This window comes from Achromobacter insuavis (assembly GCF_902859645.1).
Lineage (GTDB): Bacteria > Pseudomonadota > Gammaproteobacteria > Burkholderiales > Burkholderiaceae_B > Achromobacter > Achromobacter insuavis.
This window is the reverse complement of sequence record NZ_CADIJR010000013.1, coordinates 1-16,717: the sequence shown is the minus strand read 5'-3', so window position 1 is coordinate 16,717 and position 16,717 is coordinate 1. Positions and strand designations below refer to the sequence as shown.

General features: G+C 59.3%; 17 protein-coding genes. 4 read left to right on the top strand and 13 right to left on the bottom strand.

What is annotated here, in order from left to right; translation table 11 throughout:
* Positions 1 to 12 precede the first annotated feature (12 nt).
* The gene (locus tag H0523_RS09665) at positions 13 to 840 is read right to left on the bottom strand and encodes a DUF932 domain-containing protein (protein ID WP_024570161.1); all 828 of its coding nucleotides are present in this window, start codon (positions 838 to 840) and stop codon (positions 13 to 15) included.
* 300 nt (positions 841 to 1,140) lie between these two features.
* Between H0523_RS09665 and H0523_RS32245 the strand changes: the two genes are divergently transcribed.
* From H0523_RS32245 to thcA, 4 genes are all read left to right on the top strand, one after another.
* The gene (locus H0523_RS32245) at positions 1,141 to 1,947 is read left to right on the top strand and encodes a TIR domain-containing protein (protein ID WP_019043439.1); all 807 of its coding nucleotides are present in this window, start codon (positions 1,141 to 1,143) and stop codon (positions 1,945 to 1,947) included.
* Between the two features lie 31 nt (positions 1,948 to 1,978).
* The gene (locus H0523_RS09655; RefSeq protein WP_072270846.1) at positions 1,979 to 3,598 is read left to right on the top strand and encodes a CBASS cGAMP-activated phospholipase; all 1,620 of its coding nucleotides are present in this window, start codon (positions 1,979 to 1,981) and stop codon (positions 3,596 to 3,598) included.
* An 80-nt stretch (positions 3,599 to 3,678) separates the two neighbouring features.
* Positions 3,679 to 4,821, top strand: coding sequence for a Thoeris type III anti-phage system protein ThcB4 (thcB4, locus tag H0523_RS09650; protein WP_080375558.1), 1,143 nt, complete (start codon positions 3,679 to 3,681; stop codon positions 4,819 to 4,821).
* 2 nt (positions 4,822 to 4,823) lie between these two features.
* Positions 4,824 to 5,411 (top strand): Thoeris type III anti-phage system protein ThcA, encoded by a 588-nt coding sequence (gene thcA, locus H0523_RS09645; RefSeq protein WP_019043436.1) that lies wholly within the window; start codon positions 4,824 to 4,826, stop codon positions 5,409 to 5,411.
* A 74-nt stretch (positions 5,412 to 5,485) separates the two neighbouring features.
* Here the strand turns inward: thcA and H0523_RS09640 are convergent, their stop codons facing one another.
* The 12 genes from H0523_RS09640 to queA all read right to left on the bottom strand — a co-directional run bounded on the left by H0523_RS09640 (position 5,486) and on the right by queA (position 16,489).
* The gene (locus H0523_RS09640) at positions 5,486 to 6,148 is read right to left on the bottom strand and encodes a uracil-DNA glycosylase (protein WP_060446450.1); all 663 of its coding nucleotides are present in this window, start codon (positions 6,146 to 6,148) and stop codon (positions 5,486 to 5,488) included.
* Complete coding sequence (locus H0523_RS09635) at positions 6,145 to 7,281, bottom strand: nucleoside triphosphate pyrophosphohydrolase family protein (protein ID WP_029158621.1); 1,137 nt, start codon at positions 7,279 to 7,281, stop codon at positions 6,145 to 6,147. Before H0523_RS09635 ends, H0523_RS09640 begins: the two co-directional genes overlap by 4 nt.
* A 6-nt stretch (positions 7,282 to 7,287) precedes the next feature.
* Positions 7,288 to 7,914: an Nmad2 family putative nucleotide modification protein gene (locus H0523_RS09630; RefSeq protein ID WP_080375559.1), complete on the bottom strand. Its 627-nt coding sequence runs from the start codon at positions 7,912 to 7,914 to the stop codon at positions 7,288 to 7,290.
* Positions 7,914 to 8,381 (bottom strand): TIR domain-containing protein, encoded by a 468-nt coding sequence (locus H0523_RS09625; RefSeq protein ID WP_024570157.1) that lies wholly within the window; start codon positions 8,379 to 8,381, stop codon positions 7,914 to 7,916. The genes H0523_RS09630 and H0523_RS09625 overlap by 1 nt, the downstream gene beginning before the upstream one ends.
* Before the next feature lie 92 nt (positions 8,382 to 8,473).
* Positions 8,474 to 8,779 carry a helix-turn-helix domain-containing protein gene (locus H0523_RS09620; RefSeq protein ID WP_019043431.1) on the bottom strand — a complete coding sequence of 102 codons (306 nt, stop codon included), beginning with the start codon at positions 8,777 to 8,779 and terminating at the stop codon, positions 8,474 to 8,476.
* Positions 8,760 to 9,143, bottom strand: a complete 384-nt coding sequence (locus H0523_RS09615) for a type II toxin-antitoxin system RelE/ParE family toxin (RefSeq protein WP_019043430.1) — start codon at positions 9,141 to 9,143, stop codon at positions 8,760 to 8,762. Before H0523_RS09615 ends, H0523_RS09620 begins: the two co-directional genes overlap by 20 nt.
* 134 nt (positions 9,144 to 9,277) lie before the next feature.
* Positions 9,278 to 10,483, bottom strand: coding sequence for a tyrosine-type recombinase/integrase (locus tag H0523_RS09610; protein ID WP_024570156.1), 1,206 nt, complete (start codon positions 10,481 to 10,483; stop codon positions 9,278 to 9,280).
* A gap of 223 nt (positions 10,484 to 10,706) precedes the next feature.
* The gene (gene secF, locus H0523_RS09605) at positions 10,707 to 11,642 is read right to left on the bottom strand and encodes a protein translocase subunit SecF (RefSeq protein ID WP_054428561.1); all 936 of its coding nucleotides are present in this window, start codon (positions 11,640 to 11,642) and stop codon (positions 10,707 to 10,709) included.
* Between the two features lie 51 nt (positions 11,643 to 11,693).
* Entirely contained in the window at positions 11,694 to 13,574 is a 1,881-nt protein-coding gene (gene secD / locus H0523_RS09600; protein WP_054428560.1) for a protein translocase subunit SecD, read from the bottom strand.
* Between the two features lie 114 nt (positions 13,575 to 13,688).
* Positions 13,689 to 14,030, bottom strand: a complete 342-nt coding sequence (gene yajC, locus H0523_RS09595; RefSeq protein ID WP_006390891.1) for a preprotein translocase subunit YajC — start codon at positions 14,028 to 14,030, stop codon at positions 13,689 to 13,691.
* Positions 14,031 to 14,300: 270 nt separating this feature from the next.
* Positions 14,301 to 15,437, bottom strand: a complete 1,137-nt coding sequence (gene tgt / locus H0523_RS09590; RefSeq protein WP_054428559.1) for a tRNA guanosine(34) transglycosylase Tgt — start codon at positions 15,435 to 15,437, stop codon at positions 14,301 to 14,303.
* A complete protein-coding gene (gene queA / locus H0523_RS09585; RefSeq protein ID WP_054429215.1) occupies positions 15,434 to 16,489 on the bottom strand; it encodes a tRNA preQ1(34) S-adenosylmethionine ribosyltransferase-isomerase QueA in 1,056 nt (351 codons plus the stop codon). Before queA ends, tgt begins: the two co-directional genes overlap by 4 nt.
* Positions 16,490 to 16,717: the final 228 nt, after the last annotated feature.

Genomic DNA, 16,717 nt, shown 5'->3' with positions numbered 1-16,717 from the left:
CGGGGGAACGGTTCAGGCCTTGAGCTGACGCATGCCATCGGCCAGCAGCCACAGGGCGCGGTTCAGGCGAATGTCGGAATCGATGCCCTGCACGGGCCGGGTCCGCTGCCTGCGGCCATTGGCGGCGCGGCCAGCCAATCCGCCCTTGGTCAAGTTCTCCTGCGTGCGGTTGAACACGCTCCACAGGTCGGGGCGGCGGTCATCGAACCGGCGCGGCATCAGGATTTGCGATTCCGTGATGGGCGCGGGCTTGGTCGGGTCGTCGTACTTGAGGGCCAGCGCAGCGCGGGCGAACACTTCCGATTCCCCTGCATCCAGCGTGATGGCCTGCATGGATTCGCGCGATTCCTGCGCATGCTCGAAGCCACCTAGCACCTGATAGGCGCCCTCGATGACATGCCCGGCCACGTCGCCTTTGTGGGGCACGCGCACATCGCCCATGGTGTCGCCGCAGACAAGGCCATTGCTGCAAACGAAGCGGAACATGCCACCCAGTAATTGATAGCTGCTCGTGCCGTCGTGCGAGTTCAGCAGGATGATTTCATTGGCTTCGCGGGCGTTGATCTGGTTGGAGTGGCGCAGGCGCAGCATGTGTTTGGTGTGCTCGCGCCGGCCTTCGTTGCGCACGCGGGTTTGGCACACCATGAAGGGCTGGAAACCCTCCTTGCGAAGCTCGGTCAACACGGCGGCGGTGGGGATGTAGCTGTACCGCTCGGAACGGCTCTCATGCGGAGCGTCCGCGAAGATGGACGGGGCCACCCTGCGAATCTGGTCATCGGACAGCGGGGTTTCGCTGCGCAATGCGGGGGAGTGGTGAGCGAAGCGGGATGCGAGTTGCATGGTCTTTCTCCTGAGGCTGTTGAAGAAAACCGCACACCGGATTCCTAGATTCGGAGCCCAGCCTTTCGGCTGTTCGGTGCGGTCGGCACGAGGAACCCGGTTGGCCCTGTTGCCACCGTCTTTCCTGAGTTCATCGCCCGCGGCCAAAGGAGCGCGCGGACGGGGGCCGTCAAGGAAACAAGCGCAGGGTGGGTGCGGCCCGCAGGCGCAGCCGAGGACACGGCCCTGCGCGCCTTGACGGCCTACGGGAGCGGGCTACGGTCGCTGACAAGGTGATGGAGTCAGGGAAGACGGCTGGACATGGCAACGGCCCTCCCTGTGTGCCGACCGCACGGCAAGCGCAAGCGCGCAGGCCCGGATCTGGAAGCCGGGCCGGAGGCGTCAGCCAAGCGGAGCGAGGGAACGATGGAAGCCCGAAGGGGGCGAGACGCCGTGGCCGAAGGGTGCGGCGGCTCGATGCGCTACGCGCACGACAGCGCGACCGGCCATGTCCACTTGGCCGGGGATGCCCACGCAAGTCACCCCAAATTTCAACAAATGAAGATACTTGTTGTAAATTGTGACTTGGATGGAAATCGTATCTTTAGCCGCAAAGAAGCATCAGGAGAAAAAATGACGCGTAGAGCCTTTTACAGCTTTCACTACCAGCCAGACAACTGGAGAGCTGCCCAAGTCAGAAGCATGGGTGTTATAGATGGAAACAAGCCCGCTTCCGATAACGACTGGGAAGATGTGAAGGCAGGCGGAGATGATGCAATTCAAGAGTGGATTGATGAGCAATTAAAAGGAAAGACGGTTGCAATCATTCTTGTTGGAGAGAATACGGCTGGGAGAAAATGGATTAACTACGAAATAAAGAAAGCGTGGAAGGATAAGAAGGGGGTGCTTGGGATCTACATCCACAATCTCAAGGATAGCGACGGAGATCAAGCGGAAAAGGGAAGCAATCCATTTTCAAAATTCACTATAAATGGTGTCTCCATGGATGAAATCGTAAAAACTTACAATCCGCCATATTCCTCCAGTACTAATGTGTACAGTCACATCAAGGAAAACCTTGAGGACTGGATCGAAAAAGCCATTGAGATCAGGGGAAATTACTCGTAATTTAATCGTTCCAGCCAACCAGGTTTAACGCATGATTCCAAGACAACCTCTTGCAGGGGTGCGAATTCACCTCTCAGGATCTGCTCCAGATGAGCGGCAAGAAGAAATATGCTTGTTTGTGAAGGCACTAGCATCGCGAATATTTAGCGAGGGAGGTTCAGTGATTCATGGCAGTCACCCGTCCTTGTCTAAACCATTAGAAGATGCCGCGAGAGATTTTCTTCATGCGGGAGGTGAGGTAGGAGCCTTAACATTGGTTCGTGCTCAAAAATTTGCCGAAACAGATGAACAAATTGCAGAAATAGAAATCCAACGCCAATTCGCAGCGGTGCAAATAGTTCCCGCAGAAGCTGATGGAGTAAGCAATAGTGATTTAACTCCAATGCGAGACTGGATGGCCGAGCGATCGGATGCGGTTGTCTGCGTTGGAGGTAAGTGGTGGGACATAAATAAGGCCAAAGCAGGGGTCCCCACTGAGCTTGATGCGATGCTAGAACTCGGAAAGCCAGGTTTCGTTGTTGCAGGATTTGGGGGAGCAATTGCGGGTTATCTAAAGGACAACCCGAGCTTGCCTTCAAGATTGCAAAATGGACTATCTGAGAATGCAAACCGAGAAATTGCGAACGATACGTCTATCGAACGTATTGTAGAAACCATTGTCAATCAGCTAAAGCTTCTGCCGCTCGTGCGGCGCAGTGTTTCACGGGGGCGTAATTTTCGAATTCTTGCTCTTGATGGGGGAGGATTGCGAGGGACGTTTACTGCCGCCGTCTTGGCTAAGTGGGATGACATGCTCAGGAGTGGTGGCGGTAACAATCTAGTATCGCATTTCGATTTAGTGGCTGGCACATCGACAGGTGCAATACTCGCAATCGGGCTTGCCCTCGGAATAGCTCCGCGCGATATATTGAAATTCTACCAAGAGCAAGGACCGTTAATTTTCCCAAAAGATAGGAAGCTTCGACATTGGTTGAAATCCAAGCACGAATCTTCCACGCTCCGAGATTTACTGTGCAAAGTGTATGGTGATAGGAGAATAACTGATGCCTCATGCTGCAGGCTCGTTATTCCTACAGTAAGAGCCAAACATGGACAAGCTGAAGCTATTGTCACAGCCCATACCCCAGATAGAACAGCATTTCGAGATATCTCAGCGGTCGATGCCGCACTTGCATCTTCAGCTGCCCCTACATATTTTGACGAATCTGTCTGGGATGGGCCGGTTGCGCCTGAATCTTTTCTTGATGGTGGTGTTTGGGCGAACAATCCAATTCTCCCCGCACTGGCAGAAGCTGTTCGCTATCTAAAAATACCCTTGGATCGAATAGATGTTTTAAGTGTCGGCACAATGGGCAGTGAAAGCGATTTCACGGAGTCCCTTGGAAAAGGGAAAGCTGGATGGGCACCCAATAGTGCCGATCTCTTCTTTGCTGCCCAGGAGCATGGGGCACTAGTTTTGGCCGATGGTTTTTTAGGCCCAACACGCCATCTTCGGATTAATCAACAGACTCCGGTAGAAATTAAACTTGATGATGCAGAAGCGATTGAAGATATGGCCGTGCGGGGAAATGATGTAGGCAAGGATTCTTTTGTTTCCGTTCGATCTAGATTCTTGGATGGACTGTTGGCTCCAGAATGGCAACGGTATTAATTTGCCTGGAGGCCCACAGGAATCGTGCCTGAGTGGGATGCTTTCGCCCGATTTCTAAAAATTATTCGACTAAGGTAAACATGCCTTCTCTATATCAGCTTGCAATACTTGGGGCACCAAGTGCTGCTCAGATTTCTGAGCTTGAGAATATCGTGGCTCACGCCGTAGGCATGTTCAATCTGAGGCTGGGTCATGAGGTCGGATGGGATATTTGTCCCGAATCGTTCGAGCCGCCGCAGCAAAGATCAGCCGCCGCAGTTTTTTTTGGAGGTGAGAATGCTCCTATTGCCAATGTTGCAAAGCTGTTAGAGCGTGGCATCCCATTGCTGCCGGTGGCGTCGGATGTCAGTAGAGTCAGCGCAGAGATTCCTGCAATGTTGCAACCGCTCAACTGCCTAGCGTATGCAGCAGGTGGTGCACAACGCGTTGCGACCGCATTGCTGGAATGTGCAGGATTACTCCCTCGGCAGCGGCGGGTTTTTGTGAGCTACCGCCGAGGTGAAGCCCGAGAAGCTGCTTTGCAACTGTTTGACGCTTTGTCAGTTCGACTTTTCGACGTATTCCTCGACACGCACGGCATTCCACCTGCGGAGGACTTCCAGACCATGCTGTGGCATCGGCTCTGCGATTCTGATGTGCTCGTGATGCTCGACACGCCAGGTTATTTCGAAAGTCGCTGGACGAGCGCGGAGTTCGGACGCGCGTTGGCCAAGGGCATCAGCGTTCTTCGGGTCGGCTGGCCGGATGCCACACCTTCTGCGCGCACAGCTACTGCAAGCCGGGCAGAACTATTGCCCGAAGAAGTAGACCCGGGCACAGGGCGTCTGGCCGACGGGGCGGTAGAGCGCATCTGCTTGCAACTTGAGGAAGTCCGCAGTCAGAGCCATGCCGTGCGTTCCGTCAATCTTGTGAGCAATCTGCGAAATGCCATTCAAACGATCGGTGGTCAAGTAATCGGAGTGGGGAGTAACAGGGCCGTTCATATCCGACTGCCAGATGGTCGGGCAGTGGTGGTGTATCCCACGGTTGGTGTTCCTACATCGACAACACTGCATGAGGCCTCGACAAATTCACCTGATCAGTCAGTCGCCGTTGTCTACGATCACGTCGGCTTGCATCCTCGATGGCTAGGACATTTGGACTGGCTTGGCCAGTACATCCATTCCGCACGCTGGGTCAAGTCGAGCGAGGCAGGTTGGCAATTTGCAGATTGGGTGGCTTGAGCATGAGCGCCATCTTCCTTTCGGCCAGCGTGCCGCTTGTTGGCCGAGGCACTTATCATGAAACGGCTAATCCGTTCCTTATCCAATGTGCAGTACGAGAGTTGGCAATGGCTGTGATTCGTCGGCACAAGATTGTCTGGGGCGGCCATCCTGCCATTACGCCGATGATCTGGACAATCTGTGAAGACTTGGGTGTGGACTACTCCCAGTCAGTGATCTTGTATCAGAGTAGATTCTTTGAGGACCGCTATCCCGAAGAGAACAAGCACTTCCAGAATGTCGTTTATACCGAAGCGATTCCCAATGAGCGGGAAGCGAGCCTGTTGATGATGCGCGAGCAAATGCTGTCACGTGAAGACTTAGTTGCGGCAGTATTCATCGGGGGCATGGAGGGCGTAGAGGCGGAGCACGAACTGTTCAGACACTTTCACCCAGCCGCCAAGGTATTGCCTGTCCCTTCACCGGGGGGAGCGGCGTTGAATCTCTCCAAGGATCGAGGCTACTTCGCCGATGGAGATCTTGCCGACGTGGACTTCGCTCGGCTCTTTCACACTCACCTCACGATGGCCATCGATGATAAGGGACGCTAGCCATATCCGCGACAATGTGATCAGCTGGCTCGCAGCATCGATTGCAACTGGTTAAAGAAACCGCCAACGCCCGTTCAAAAAAGTGATTGATTCCGTAGTGGGTATCCATAGAGTTCCGAAATTTGCTCCTGAAACTGTGTTTGGCCACCGTAACTCGGATGCCTCACACAAATAACGGGCACCGTATCCGTGATGCGATGAGCTGCTGCGGCAGCGTCATTTCCTATGGCAACGATGCGGGATGGCTGCAATAGGTCAATAAGTTGCTGCAGCAATTCTTCGCCCGCACGTCTTTCACGAGCATTGTGCTGCCGGTTGGTAAACGGATCACCCGATTCGTGCGGATGAAGTGGGAAGACGTTCCAAAGGAAGATACGAGCATCAATGTGCTCCAGCATGTTCCATATGACTGCAGCAGTTCGCTCAGCCACTGCGCTTCCTACGGTAGGTCGTTCTGCAACTAAATCGAGGTCCCAACGCTTGGCATGATGGGTCATGTGAACGTCATCAGTCAGGGCCAGCCCCGTGCGGCGCCCCCCACGGTATCCAAGGTCTCGGCCAATCCATATTGCATCGACCGGTTCCTCCAGCGCGCAACGCAGCATGGCAGAAAGCGCCGCAGTTCGGCGCCGAGGTGCATCGCGACGGTCATGCACTTCGCAACGATCTGAATACGGGTTAAAACAGTTTTCAAACTGCAGCGAGGCCACCGCCTCGACAAAAGGGTGAGTCTTCATTTCTCAAGCTCCAGCGGCATATATTTGATTGTGCGCTGTTCACGGTCGCCAATGATCCAACCTCCCTGATTTTCTTTGAGCTGCCGAAAAACGGCATACCCGTCAAGGATAGCTTTCTCCCACAACTTCAGCGGACACTTTTCCACTTCATAGCCGCTAACAAATTCACCAATGGTTTTCAGAATTCCCAGAGAAATCTTCTCCTGCTTCTCGAAGAAATTCAATTCCTTTGCTCTAGAAAAAATCCAGGCAGTAAGGCCTTCTTCAACAACAATGGCTCGACCACTATCCTGCTCCTCATCGTACTTCGGCTTGCTTTTTCGTTTATGCTTGATCAATGCCCGAATCACGGGTGACCAATGTAGTACGGCCGCATATGAAAAATGGAAGACGTCGTGAAATCGATAACCATCGCGGTCAGCAATATTGTCAGTCAGAGGGTCTCCTATAAATACCCCATTCCATTGAAGATAGCTCTTTCCGCTTCCTCGTTGATTGACTCTAATTTTGAAATTTCTGGGCAGTTGTTCTTCATCCCCGAAATCGCTATCGAAATCAAGACCAATTAAATCAGCAGGTTGTGGCTCTAAAAAGGCCCCGCGAGCTTTCCGAAGATTGCCGCGCGCCACTTCTGAAAATATCAATTCGGCAGCACGAATGGCGTCCAAATAAGCTCGTGCAAAGGAAACTAGATCACTATGCGTAGGGGAACTACCCAACAATGCTGCGGCTGACTGACCTAAACGTACCAGCGTGGTATCCACCGAACCCGGTTCAGCAATTGGCATGGCAATGTAAGCCAACGCGCCCTCGGCCATGTCGCTGGCGGCTCCCACGTTCTTAAAATCCCCATGGTTCGCTGCCTCGGCAAAAACCTCTTCAAGGGGAATTTGCATACGCCTGCAGAGCGCTGCCAGATACCAGAGAGTGTCGCCAAACTCTTCTTCGGCCGCCTTCTTAAACCCAGGATAGGCGGATTTCTCCCGAATATGCTTTTTTGCCGTAGCCATAATTCCGCCTATTTCCCCATATAAACCTTGAAGAACTGGGGAAAAATCGGTCGGATTGAGCACATCGGTAGCTGCAATTTCTGCTGCATAATCCGAGAGCAGAAGAGATCCTTCTTTTTGCATGTCAAATTATCCGCGAAGAGTGAGCCATTCGAATGGGGGCCCTTGATAGCCGGCAACACCCAAACTACGTATCCATTTCTCTAGATTGGCAAGCAGTTGAGGATCATTAAAGCAAGTCAACCCTATGCCACTTTTGCACAGAGGTCTACCATTTCGGTCTTGCAGTTCTAGAGGGAACTTTGGCCCCGTCCCTCCGAAATAAACAAAGTCATTGCTGACCAAAACCCTGTTTACTCCAGTGTCGCGCTGTACGTGCTGAGGATTAAGTGTTCCGTCTTCCCGGGAGTGAAAAGAATCTCGTTGCTGCCAAGCTGCCTCAGGCCCATCTCTAAAGTAGATGTTGTCTCCACAACTTTGCTTCCGGCTTCCGTTGCGAAAAGGTTTTTTCGATTCAAACCTGGGATTCAGCGCATATTCGTCGAGTGTCATTACCTCGGTAACGCGCATGCCGTACACAAGATGTCCACCTCGACCCACGCCATGGGCATTGCTGCCGCTGCCGATGACCCAGTCACCAACTTCGGCACTGCGGCGAATACCTGGCTTACAGGTTACTAGCGTACAGTGACCATAAAACGGATTGGGTGCAAAACCACTGTCGTAGCGCACCACGTAGGAGTGAATGCGAGCCATCAGCAGGGGTGTCGCTTAAGGGGAACAGTGCTGCAGGAACCACCATCAGGCTTTTCCCATGTGTCTTTGCCATTAATCGCATCAATGATTGCATCGCCGTTCCAACCAACCAAGGCGTCAGCGTATTCCTTCAAGGCATCGGGAATATCACATTCTTTTTCACCATGTTCCCAAACGCCCACAATGCGTTTGCCCTGCTTTGCAGCATATTCAATCTCCCAGTTAACCCAATCGCTATCTTTTGTCTGGGGAGAAACGTAGCAAATGAAGACGCCAGCCCAGTTGATCGCAGGTGCCAGAATTTGGGTCTTTATGTAGTGCTCATCAGTGGCGTTGTTGAACTTCCCTGTATGAATCGAGGAGTCTCTGACATCCAGACCCTTCGGAGCCAGTAGATCTTTGAGCTTCTGGAGTCCATGATCGTCCTTATGGACATGGCTGATAAACACGTTTCTCGTCTCCGCCACCCGTTACCTCCATAGATGTTTTTACAACCGTTAAACATCGTAACTTCATTTGAGGCAGATGTCTGCGGGAAGTGCAGACCTATTTGTCTTGATCAAAGGATTGCCTGCAGCCCCTTGTTCGCGATGACATTGAGCAGTTTGAGGGCTGGCCCTGCAGGATGGGTGTCGCCTTGCTCCCACTTGCGTACCGTGGATGCCGTGGTGTGCAGGTGCAGTGCGAACACCGGCTGGCTGAACTTCAGTTCCTCGCGCAGCCGCTTGATGTCGGCCGCGCTGAACTCCCGTACTGGCGGCGGGCAGATGGCGTCGAACTCGCGCATCGTCACCTTGCCGATCGCGCCGGCATCGTGCAGCGCGGCCAGATCGCCGCGCAGGGATTCAATGAGCTTGCTCGTCACAACACACCTCCAATAGAACGCCTATCTGCAGCGCTTTCATCAAGTCCTCTGCCGATAGCTCCAGAAACACCTTTCCGGCGAACTGCAGCGCCTTCCTTTCGTCCTGCGTGATGTTCGCCTTATCGCTTTTTGGGAATCCATGCAGAAACACATAGCGGCTACCGATTCGCGCTGACAGCAGCGTTCGATAACCGCCGCTCTTGCCGCCACCAAGACGGGCCACCCGCTTTTTGTAGAGGAAGCCGCCCAGGTCAGCATCAATCAGGCCAGCCTCCATCTCGTGAACCGCCCGGCACAAGGCGGCATCGGGCAGCTTCTCGCCCGCCTGCCACCGTGCAAAGTCCTTGCGCTTGAGGACATTCATGTCAGGCAACCTCTAAAGTATGCCCGAAACGGGCATACTTTTCCAGTCCCGCAGCCGGCCAAGGAGGGGACCCTGAAATTGTCGTGACAGTGTCGCGACAATTCCGGCAGCAGAAGCCATGTGTTGGAACCTGCTCATGCTGCCACCTCTACCGGGCGCTGCGCCCCGGTGATCGCCTTGCGCCGGTTCGCCACCAGTTCGGCCGCCTCGCGTACCGGTTTGTCCTCGGTGTGGACGTAACGCATGAACATTGCCACGGTCTTGTGCGCCGTCAGCGCCATGCCGACCTTCACCGGAATCCCCGAGTTAGCGATGTCGGTGGCCGAACGGTGGCGGATGCCGTGCGTGCCCACGTGGGTCACGCCGGCGCGCTTGAGGATGCGCGTCCAGCCGCTGTAATACTCGCCCGTGGTCAGGTGCTGCCCCGGATGATTCGGGGACGGGAACACGTGCGGGCAACCGTCCTGGTGCGGCGCGGTGGAAAGCAGGCGGTAGGCTTCCTCGCTTAAGGGCTTGGACATGCCGCCGGTCTTGCTGTCGGGCCAGACCACGCGCCGGTTCTCCAAATCCACCCAATCCCATTGCAGGGTGACGATCTCGGAGCGGCGGCCCGCGAACTCGAATTGCAACCGGATGGCCAGCGGAAGGATCGCATGATCCAGCCCCAACCCATCGGTTTCCAGATAGTCGAGATACCGGAACAGCTTGCCCATCTCCTCGTCGCTGATGAGGTGCGTGGCCTTGCCGTTGGGGTACATCGGGACATGGCGGCACGGGTTGGTGCCGTCCGGCCGGTAGCCCCAGACTTCGGCCAGGTTGAACATCTTGCGCATCACGCTGAACGTGCGGTTCGCGTCCGCGGGCTTGTGCGCCATCTTCTTCATCGCCCCGGCCACGTCCGGGCGTTTCACGTCCTGCACCTTCATGCGGCCCAGCATCGGGATGATGTTACGGGTGATGCACTTTTGGTAGCCGGCCTGCGTGCTGGGCTTGTTGCGCTGCTTGGAGTGGTCCTCCATGAACTTCACACACAGTTCAGCGACGGTCGGGGCCTTGCGCGCGGCGGTCTTGGCCGCACCGGGGTCACCACCCCGACGGACCTCGGCCAGCCACTCCTGGGCAAGGGAACGGGCTTGTTCGACGGTGAGTTCCCCATAGAGGCCCAAGGCGGGCTTGCGGCGTTCGCCGGCGTTCGTCCGATACTGGAGCATGAACACCTTGCGGCCTGCTGGCGTAACCTTGCACAGGAAGCCGGGCACCAGCGTGTCCCGGAATTCGACGGCCTGCGCCTGAGGTTGTGCCGCATCGACTGCGGACTTGGTGAGCTTGATTTTTGCCACGATGACTCCTCGGAAAGACCCGGTTTCCAGGAGCCTCATAGGGGTCAGCAGAGGGGAAGCCGGGTCAGGTTTCGGAAAGCACCGGCATATGTTGAACTCGCCTAAGTTATTGATAAACCTGCTGTATCGGGCTTGGGCGTAGTCCAGCGAAATGCGGTGCTGGAGTCATGGTGAAATAAAAAAACCCGCCACGCGGGCGGGTTTTCCAAGAAAGGGAAACGGCTCAGGCGACTTCGCCTTCCTCGCCTTCCTTCTTGACCGGCTTGACCAGGTCTTCGCGCTTGACGCCCATCCACATGGCCAGCGCGGCGGCGACGAACACCGACGAGTAGATGCCGAACCAGATGCCGATGGTCAGGGCCATGGCGAAGTAGTGCAGGGTGGGGCCGCCGAAGAACAGCATCGCCAGCACCATCATCTGGGTCGAGCCGTGGGTGATGATGGTGCGCGAGATGGTCTGGGTGATGGCGCTGTTGATGACTTCCTGCACGTCCGCCTTGCGGTACTTGCGGAAGTTCTCGCGGATCCGGTCCATGATGACCACGGATTCGTTCACCGAGTAGCCCAGCACCGCCAGCACGCCCGCCAGCACCGACAGCGAGAATTCCCACTGGAAGAAGGCGAAGAAGCCCAGGATGATGACCACGTCGTGCAGGTTGGCGATCACGCCGGCCACGGCGAACTTCCATTCGAAGCGGAAGCCCAGGTAGACCATGATGCCGATGACCACCACCAGCAGGGCCATCAGGCCGTTGTGCAGCAGTTCCTGGCCGACCTGCGGACCGACGAATTCGACGCGGCGCAGTTCCACGCCCTGGTCGGCGGCCTTGAGCGCGGCCATGACGGTTTCGCTCTGGGTGGCCGACGTCTGGCCTTCCTGCAGCGGCAGGCGGATCATGACGTCGTGCGAGGTGCCGAAGTTCTGCACCTGGAAGTCGGTGTAGCCCAGCTTCGAGACCACGCCGCGCACGCTTTCAAGCTGCGCCGTCTGGGCGTAGTTGACTTCCATGACCGTGCCGCCGGTGAATTCGATCGACAGGTGGAAGCCGCGCGTGAGGATGAAGAAGACCGCCGCCACGAAGGTGACGAGGCTGATGATGTTCAGCACCAGCGCGTGGCGCATGAACGGGATGGTGCGGTGAATCCGGAAAAATTCCATTTTTTGCCCTGGCTATTCGGTGGCGGGCGGCGTTGCCGCCCGCGCGCATGTTCAGTTGGTCTTCGGCTTCCAGACTTCGCCGATCGAGATCGACGTGAGCTTCTTCTTGCGGCCATACCAGAGGTTGGCCAGCGCGCGCACGCCCACGACGGACGAGAACATCGAGGTCAGGATGCCCAGGCAATGGACCACCGCGAAGCCGCGGATCGGGCCGGAACCGAATGCCAGCAGGGCCAGGCCGACAATCAGCGTAGTGAGGTTGGAGTCGAGAATCGTGCCCCAGGCGCGCTCGAAGCCATGGTGGATGGCCTGTTGCGGCGATGCCCCGTTGCGCAGTTCTTCCCGTATCCGCTCGTTGATCAGCACGTTCGAGTCGATCGCCATGCCCAGTGTCAGCGCGATGGCCGCGATGCCCGGCAGCGTCAGCGTGGCCTGCAGCATCGACAGCAGGGCCAGCAGCAGCAGCACGTTCAGGGTCAGGCCGACGGTCGAGAACACGCCGAACAGGTGGTAGTAGATGATGATGAAGACGGCGATCGCCAGGAAGCCGTACAGCGTCGAATGGAAGCCCTTCGAGATGTTGTCGGCGCCCAGGCTCGGGCCGATGGTGCGTTCCTCGATGATCGACATCGGCGCGGCCAGCGCGCCGGCGCGCAGCAGCAGCGCGGTGTCGGCGGCTTCCTCGGAGCTCATGCTGCCCGAGATCTGCACCTGGCCGCCGGCGATTTCGCTGCGGATGACCGGGGCCGTGACCACTTCGCCCTTGCCGTTCTCGAACAGCAGGATGGCCATGCGCTTGCCGATGTTGTCGCGGGTGACGTCGCGGAAGATGCGCGCGCCCTTGGAGTCCAGCGTCAGGTGGACGGCGGCCTGCTGGGTCTGCGAATCGCGGCCGGGCTGGGCGTCCTGCAGGTTTTCACCGGTCAGGACCACCTGGCGGCGCACCAGGATCGGGCGGCCGTCGCGGTCGGAGTAGCGCTCCAGGCCGAACGGCACGGTGCCGCCCAGCAGCGCGGCCTGCGCGGCGGGCGAGTCGTCGACCATGCGGATTTCGAGGGTGGCGGTGCGGCCCAGCAGTTCCTTGGCCTTGGCCACGTCCTGCACGCCGGGCAGCTGCACCACGATGCGGTCCGAACCCTGTTGCTGGATGACCGGCTCGGCCACGCCCAGTTCGTTGATCCGGTTGTGCAGCGTGTTGATGTTCTGCTTGAGCGCCGAGTCCTGCACGCGGGTGACGGCGGCCGGGTTCAGCGCGCCCAGCAGCAGCAGCTTGCCGTTCTCTTCGCTTTCGGTGAATTCCAGGTCGGGCAGGCGGCTGCGCAGCGTCGAGATGGCGCGGTCGCGGTCCTGCGCGCTGGCGAAGGTGGCGGCCACGCTCATGCCCGAGCGTTCGACGCCGGCCACGTTGACCTTCTGGTCGCGCAGCACCGAGCGCACGTCGGCGGCCAGCGAGTCGTAGCGGGCGGTCAGGGCGCCCTGCATGTCCACTTGCAGCAGGAAGTGCACGCCGCCGCGCAGGTCCAGGCCCAGGTACATGGGCTTGGGGGCGAACCAGCCCATCGCGCGCATCCAGGTGGGCGAGGCCGGCAGCAGGTTCAGCGCCACGGTGTAGTGCGGGTCGCCCTGGACGGTATTGAGGGATTTGTCGATGAGGTCGCGCGCCTGCAGTTGCAGGTCGGTCGACGTGAAGCGGGCGCGCACGGTGCCGAGCGTGCCGTTCTGTTCGTAGTAGACCCCTTCATTGGGGATCTTGGCGTCGGTCAGGATCTGCTGGACCCGTTCCAGCATGGCCGGATCCACCTTGATGGTGGCCTTGGCGCTGGACACCTGGACCGCGGGCGATTCGCCGTAGAAATTGGGAAGCGTATACAGCAGGCCGATAAGGACCGCAATCAGGACCGTAATGTACTTCCAGAGGGGATAGCGGTTCATTGCCGGCTACGTCATGTAAGAGTGGAGAAAAGGCCGCCCGGGCGGCTGGCGCGACGGGCGGCGGGGCGGCTGCCGTCGGGCCCTGGGCCCGGCGGCGGAGCTCCTATGGGACGCTTACAGGGCCTTGATGGTTCCCTTGGGCAGAACGGTCGACACCGACGACTTCTGCATGATGATCTCGACCGGCTTGTCGGCCAGTTCCGAGACTTCGACGGTGACGTAGCTGTCGTTCACCTTGGTGACCTTGCCCAGCATGCCGCCGGCGGTCACGACTTCGTCGCCCTTGGCCAGGGCGGCGATCAGGTTGCGGTGTTCTTTCTGGCGCTTCATCTGGGGACGGATCATCAGGAAGTAGAGGATCACGAACATCAGGATGATGGGCAGCATGCCCATCAGCGCATTGCCTTCGGGGGCGGCCTGGGCCACGACGAGGCTGGCGGTATCGATAGCGGACATGTAATTCTCCTGCGTGTAGTCTGTTTGGGTTTGTTTGTATCGTGCTGTCGCCGATCTTGTTCTGCGCCCATCCCCGCGCGAGCCATGGATAGGGCAAGCCGACTATTGTAGCGAGGTTAAGGCCCCCACGCCGCGCGCACTTCGTGCGCTAGCTGCCCCCCGAGGGGGCTGCCCCGCCTTGGGGCGGCCCGGCGGCGGGGCGGCTGTTCTAGTGTCGGTCTAGGCGCTGCGCGCCCCGCTTTTTAATCGGGCGTGACGCTGCCTGGGATTCTATTCCACCCCGCGCGCCCGGTCGGCGGCAAATTGCGCGCGCCAGGCGTCGAAGCGGCCTTCGGCGATGGCTTCCCGCATTTCCTTCATGATGGTCAGGTAGAAATGCAGGTTGTGCAGCGTGTTCAGGCGCGCGCCGGTGATCTCGTTGGCGCGCTGCAGGTGGTGCAGGTAGGCGCGCGAGAAGTTGGCGCAGGTGTGGCAGGCGCAGCTCGGGTCCAGCGGACGGGTGTCGTCGCGGTACTTGGCGTTGCGGATCTTGACGTCGCCGAAGCGGGTGAACAGCCAGCCGTTGCGGGCGTTGCGGGTCGGCATGACGCAGTCGAACATGTCGACGCCGCGGCTCACGCCCTCGACCAGGTCTTCCGGCGTGCCCACGCCCATCAGGTAGCGCGGCGCCTGGGCCGGCAGCTTGGGCGTCACGTGCGCCAGGATGCGCATCATGTCTTCCTTGGGCTCGCCCACCGACAGGCCGCCGATGGCGTAGCCGTGGAAACCGATGTCCTGCAGGCCGGCCAGGGACTCGTCGCGCAGCGACTCGTACATGCCGCCCTGGACGATGCCGAACAGCGCGTTGGGGTTCTCCAGCTTGTCGAATTCCTCACGCGAGCGGCGCGCCCAGCGCAGCGACATGCGCATCGAGCGGGCGGCTTCCTCGACGGTCGCGGGGCGGCCGTCGATCTCGTAGGGCGTGCATTCGTCGAACACCATGACGATGTCCGAGTTCAGCGAGCGCTGGATGCGCATCGATTCCTCGGGCGTCAGGAACAGGCGGGCGCCATCGATGGGCGAGGCGAACTTCACGCCTTCCTCGGTGATCTTGCGCATGCCCTGCAGGCTGAACACCTGGAAACCGCCCGAGTCGGTCAGGATCGGCTTGTCCCACTGCATGAAGCCGTGCAGGCCGCCATGCTTTTCCATGATTTCCGTGCCCGGGCGCAGCCACAGGTGGAAGGTGTTGCCCAGCACGATCTGCGAGCCGATCTCCTTGAGCTCGTGCGGCATCATCGCCTTGACGCTGCCATAGGTGCCCACGGGCATGAAGATGGGCGTTTCCACCACGCCGTGGTTGAGCGTGATGCGGCCGCGGCGGGCGCCGCCGTCGGTGGCGAGCAGTTCGAAATTCAGTCCGGTCATGGGGCGAGGGATTCGATGAACATGGCGTCGCCGTAGCTGAAGAAGCGGTAGCGCTGGGCGACGGCGTGGGCGTAGGCGCGGCGGATCGGCTCGACGCCGGCCAGCGCCGACACCAGCATCAGCAGGGTCGACTGGGGCAGGTGGAAGTTGGTGACCAGTGCGTCGATGACGCGGTACTGGTAGCCGGGGGTGATGAACAGGCGCGTGTCGCCTTGGGCGGCGGCCAGCGGCAGGCCGGGGGCGGTGCGGCCCTCGGTCTGGGCGGCGGCCGATTCCAGGGCGCGCACGCTGGTGGTGCCGACCGCGATCACGCGGCCGCCGCGGGCGCGGGCCGCGGCAATGGCGTCCACCGTGGCCTGCGGCACGGTGAACCATTCGGCGTGCATGATGTGGTCGGCCAGGCTGTCCACGCGCACCGGCTGGAAGGTGCCGGCGCCGACGTGCAGCGTGACGAAGGCGCGCTCCACGCCCAGCGCCGCCAGGCGGTCCAGGGTGGGCTGGTCGAAGTGCAGGCCGGCGGTCGGCGCCGCCACGGCGCCCGGCTCGCGGGCGTAGACGGTCTGGTAGCGGTCGTCGTCGCCGGCGTCGGCGGCGTGCGTGATGTACGGCGGCAGCGGCGTGGCGCCGTGGGCGTCCAGCAGCTCCAGCACGGGGCCGGGGAAGCGGATGTCGAACAGCTCGCCCTCGCGGCCCAGCACCGTGGCGTCGAAGGCGTCGGCCAGCCGCAGCACCATGCCGGCGCCGGGCGACTTGCTGGCGCGCACGTGCGCCAGGGCGCGGTCGGTGTCGATGATGCGCTCGACCAGCACCTCGACCTTGCCGCCGGTTATTTTGTGGCCGGCCAGGCGCGCCTTGATGACGCGGGTGTCGTTGAACACCAGCAGATCGCCGGGGCGCAGCAGCCCCTCCAGGTCGGCGAACTGGCGGTCATGCAGCTGGCTGGCGCTGTCCAGGTGCAGCAGGCGGCTGCCCGTGCGCTGGGCGGCGGGCGTCTGCGCGATGAGCTCGGGAGGCAGCTCGTAGTCGAAATCGGAAACGGTAAGGGGTTGCACGCGGATATCGGTATCAGGGGCGGGCGCGGCCTGGGCCGGCCGCTGGGCCGCCGGCAAGGGCGGCGGCAAAAAAGCGAGCCGGACCCGACGGGTTGGCTCTGGGCAACTGACTATTGTAAAGGGGCTGGCGAAAAGGGCGGCCGGACCGGCCGGCGGACTCAGCGCCCGCCGCGCCAGCCGAGCCGGCGCGAACAGTCGGCGGCGGCCGCCGCCAGGGCCCGCAGCGGG

What these genes read in the sequence shown, in the direction of transcription:
- H0523_RS09665 (WP_024570161.1), bottom strand. Translation starts at nt 840, where the DNA reads ATGCAACTCGCATCCCGCTTCGCTCACCACTCCCCCGCATTGCGCAGC.
- H0523_RS32245 (WP_019043439.1), top strand. Translation starts at nt 1,141, where the DNA reads ATGGCAACGGCCCTCCCTGTGTGCCGACCGCACGGCAAGCGCAAGCGC.
- H0523_RS09655 (WP_072270846.1), top strand. Translation starts at nt 1,979, where the DNA reads ATGATTCCAAGACAACCTCTTGCAGGGGTGCGAATTCACCTCTCAGGA.
- thcB4 (WP_080375558.1), top strand. Translation starts at nt 3,679, where the DNA reads ATGCCTTCTCTATATCAGCTTGCAATACTTGGGGCACCAAGTGCTGCT.
- thcA (WP_019043436.1), top strand. Translation starts at nt 4,824, where the DNA reads ATGAGCGCCATCTTCCTTTCGGCCAGCGTGCCGCTTGTTGGCCGAGGC.
- H0523_RS09640 (WP_060446450.1), bottom strand. Translation starts at nt 6,148, where the DNA reads ATGAAGACTCACCCTTTTGTCGAGGCGGTGGCCTCGCTGCAGTTTGAA.
- H0523_RS09635 (WP_029158621.1), bottom strand. Translation starts at nt 7,281, where the DNA reads ATGCAAAAAGAAGGATCTCTTCTGCTCTCGGATTATGCAGCAGAAATT.
- H0523_RS09630 (WP_080375559.1), bottom strand. Translation starts at nt 7,914, where the DNA reads ATGGCTCGCATTCACTCCTACGTGGTGCGCTACGACAGTGGTTTTGCA.
- H0523_RS09615 (WP_019043430.1), bottom strand. Translation starts at nt 9,143, where the DNA reads ATGAATGTCCTCAAGCGCAAGGACTTTGCACGGTGGCAGGCGGGCGAG.
- secF (WP_054428561.1), bottom strand. Translation starts at nt 11,642, where the DNA reads ATGGAATTTTTCCGGATTCACCGCACCATCCCGTTCATGCGCCACGCG.
- secD (WP_054428560.1), bottom strand. Translation starts at nt 13,574, where the DNA reads ATGAACCGCTATCCCCTCTGGAAGTACATTACGGTCCTGATTGCGGTC.
- yajC (WP_006390891.1), bottom strand. Translation starts at nt 14,030, where the DNA reads ATGTCCGCTATCGATACCGCCAGCCTCGTCGTGGCCCAGGCCGCCCCC.
- tgt (WP_054428559.1), bottom strand. Translation starts at nt 15,437, where the DNA reads ATGACCGGACTGAATTTCGAACTGCTCGCCACCGACGGCGGCGCCCGC.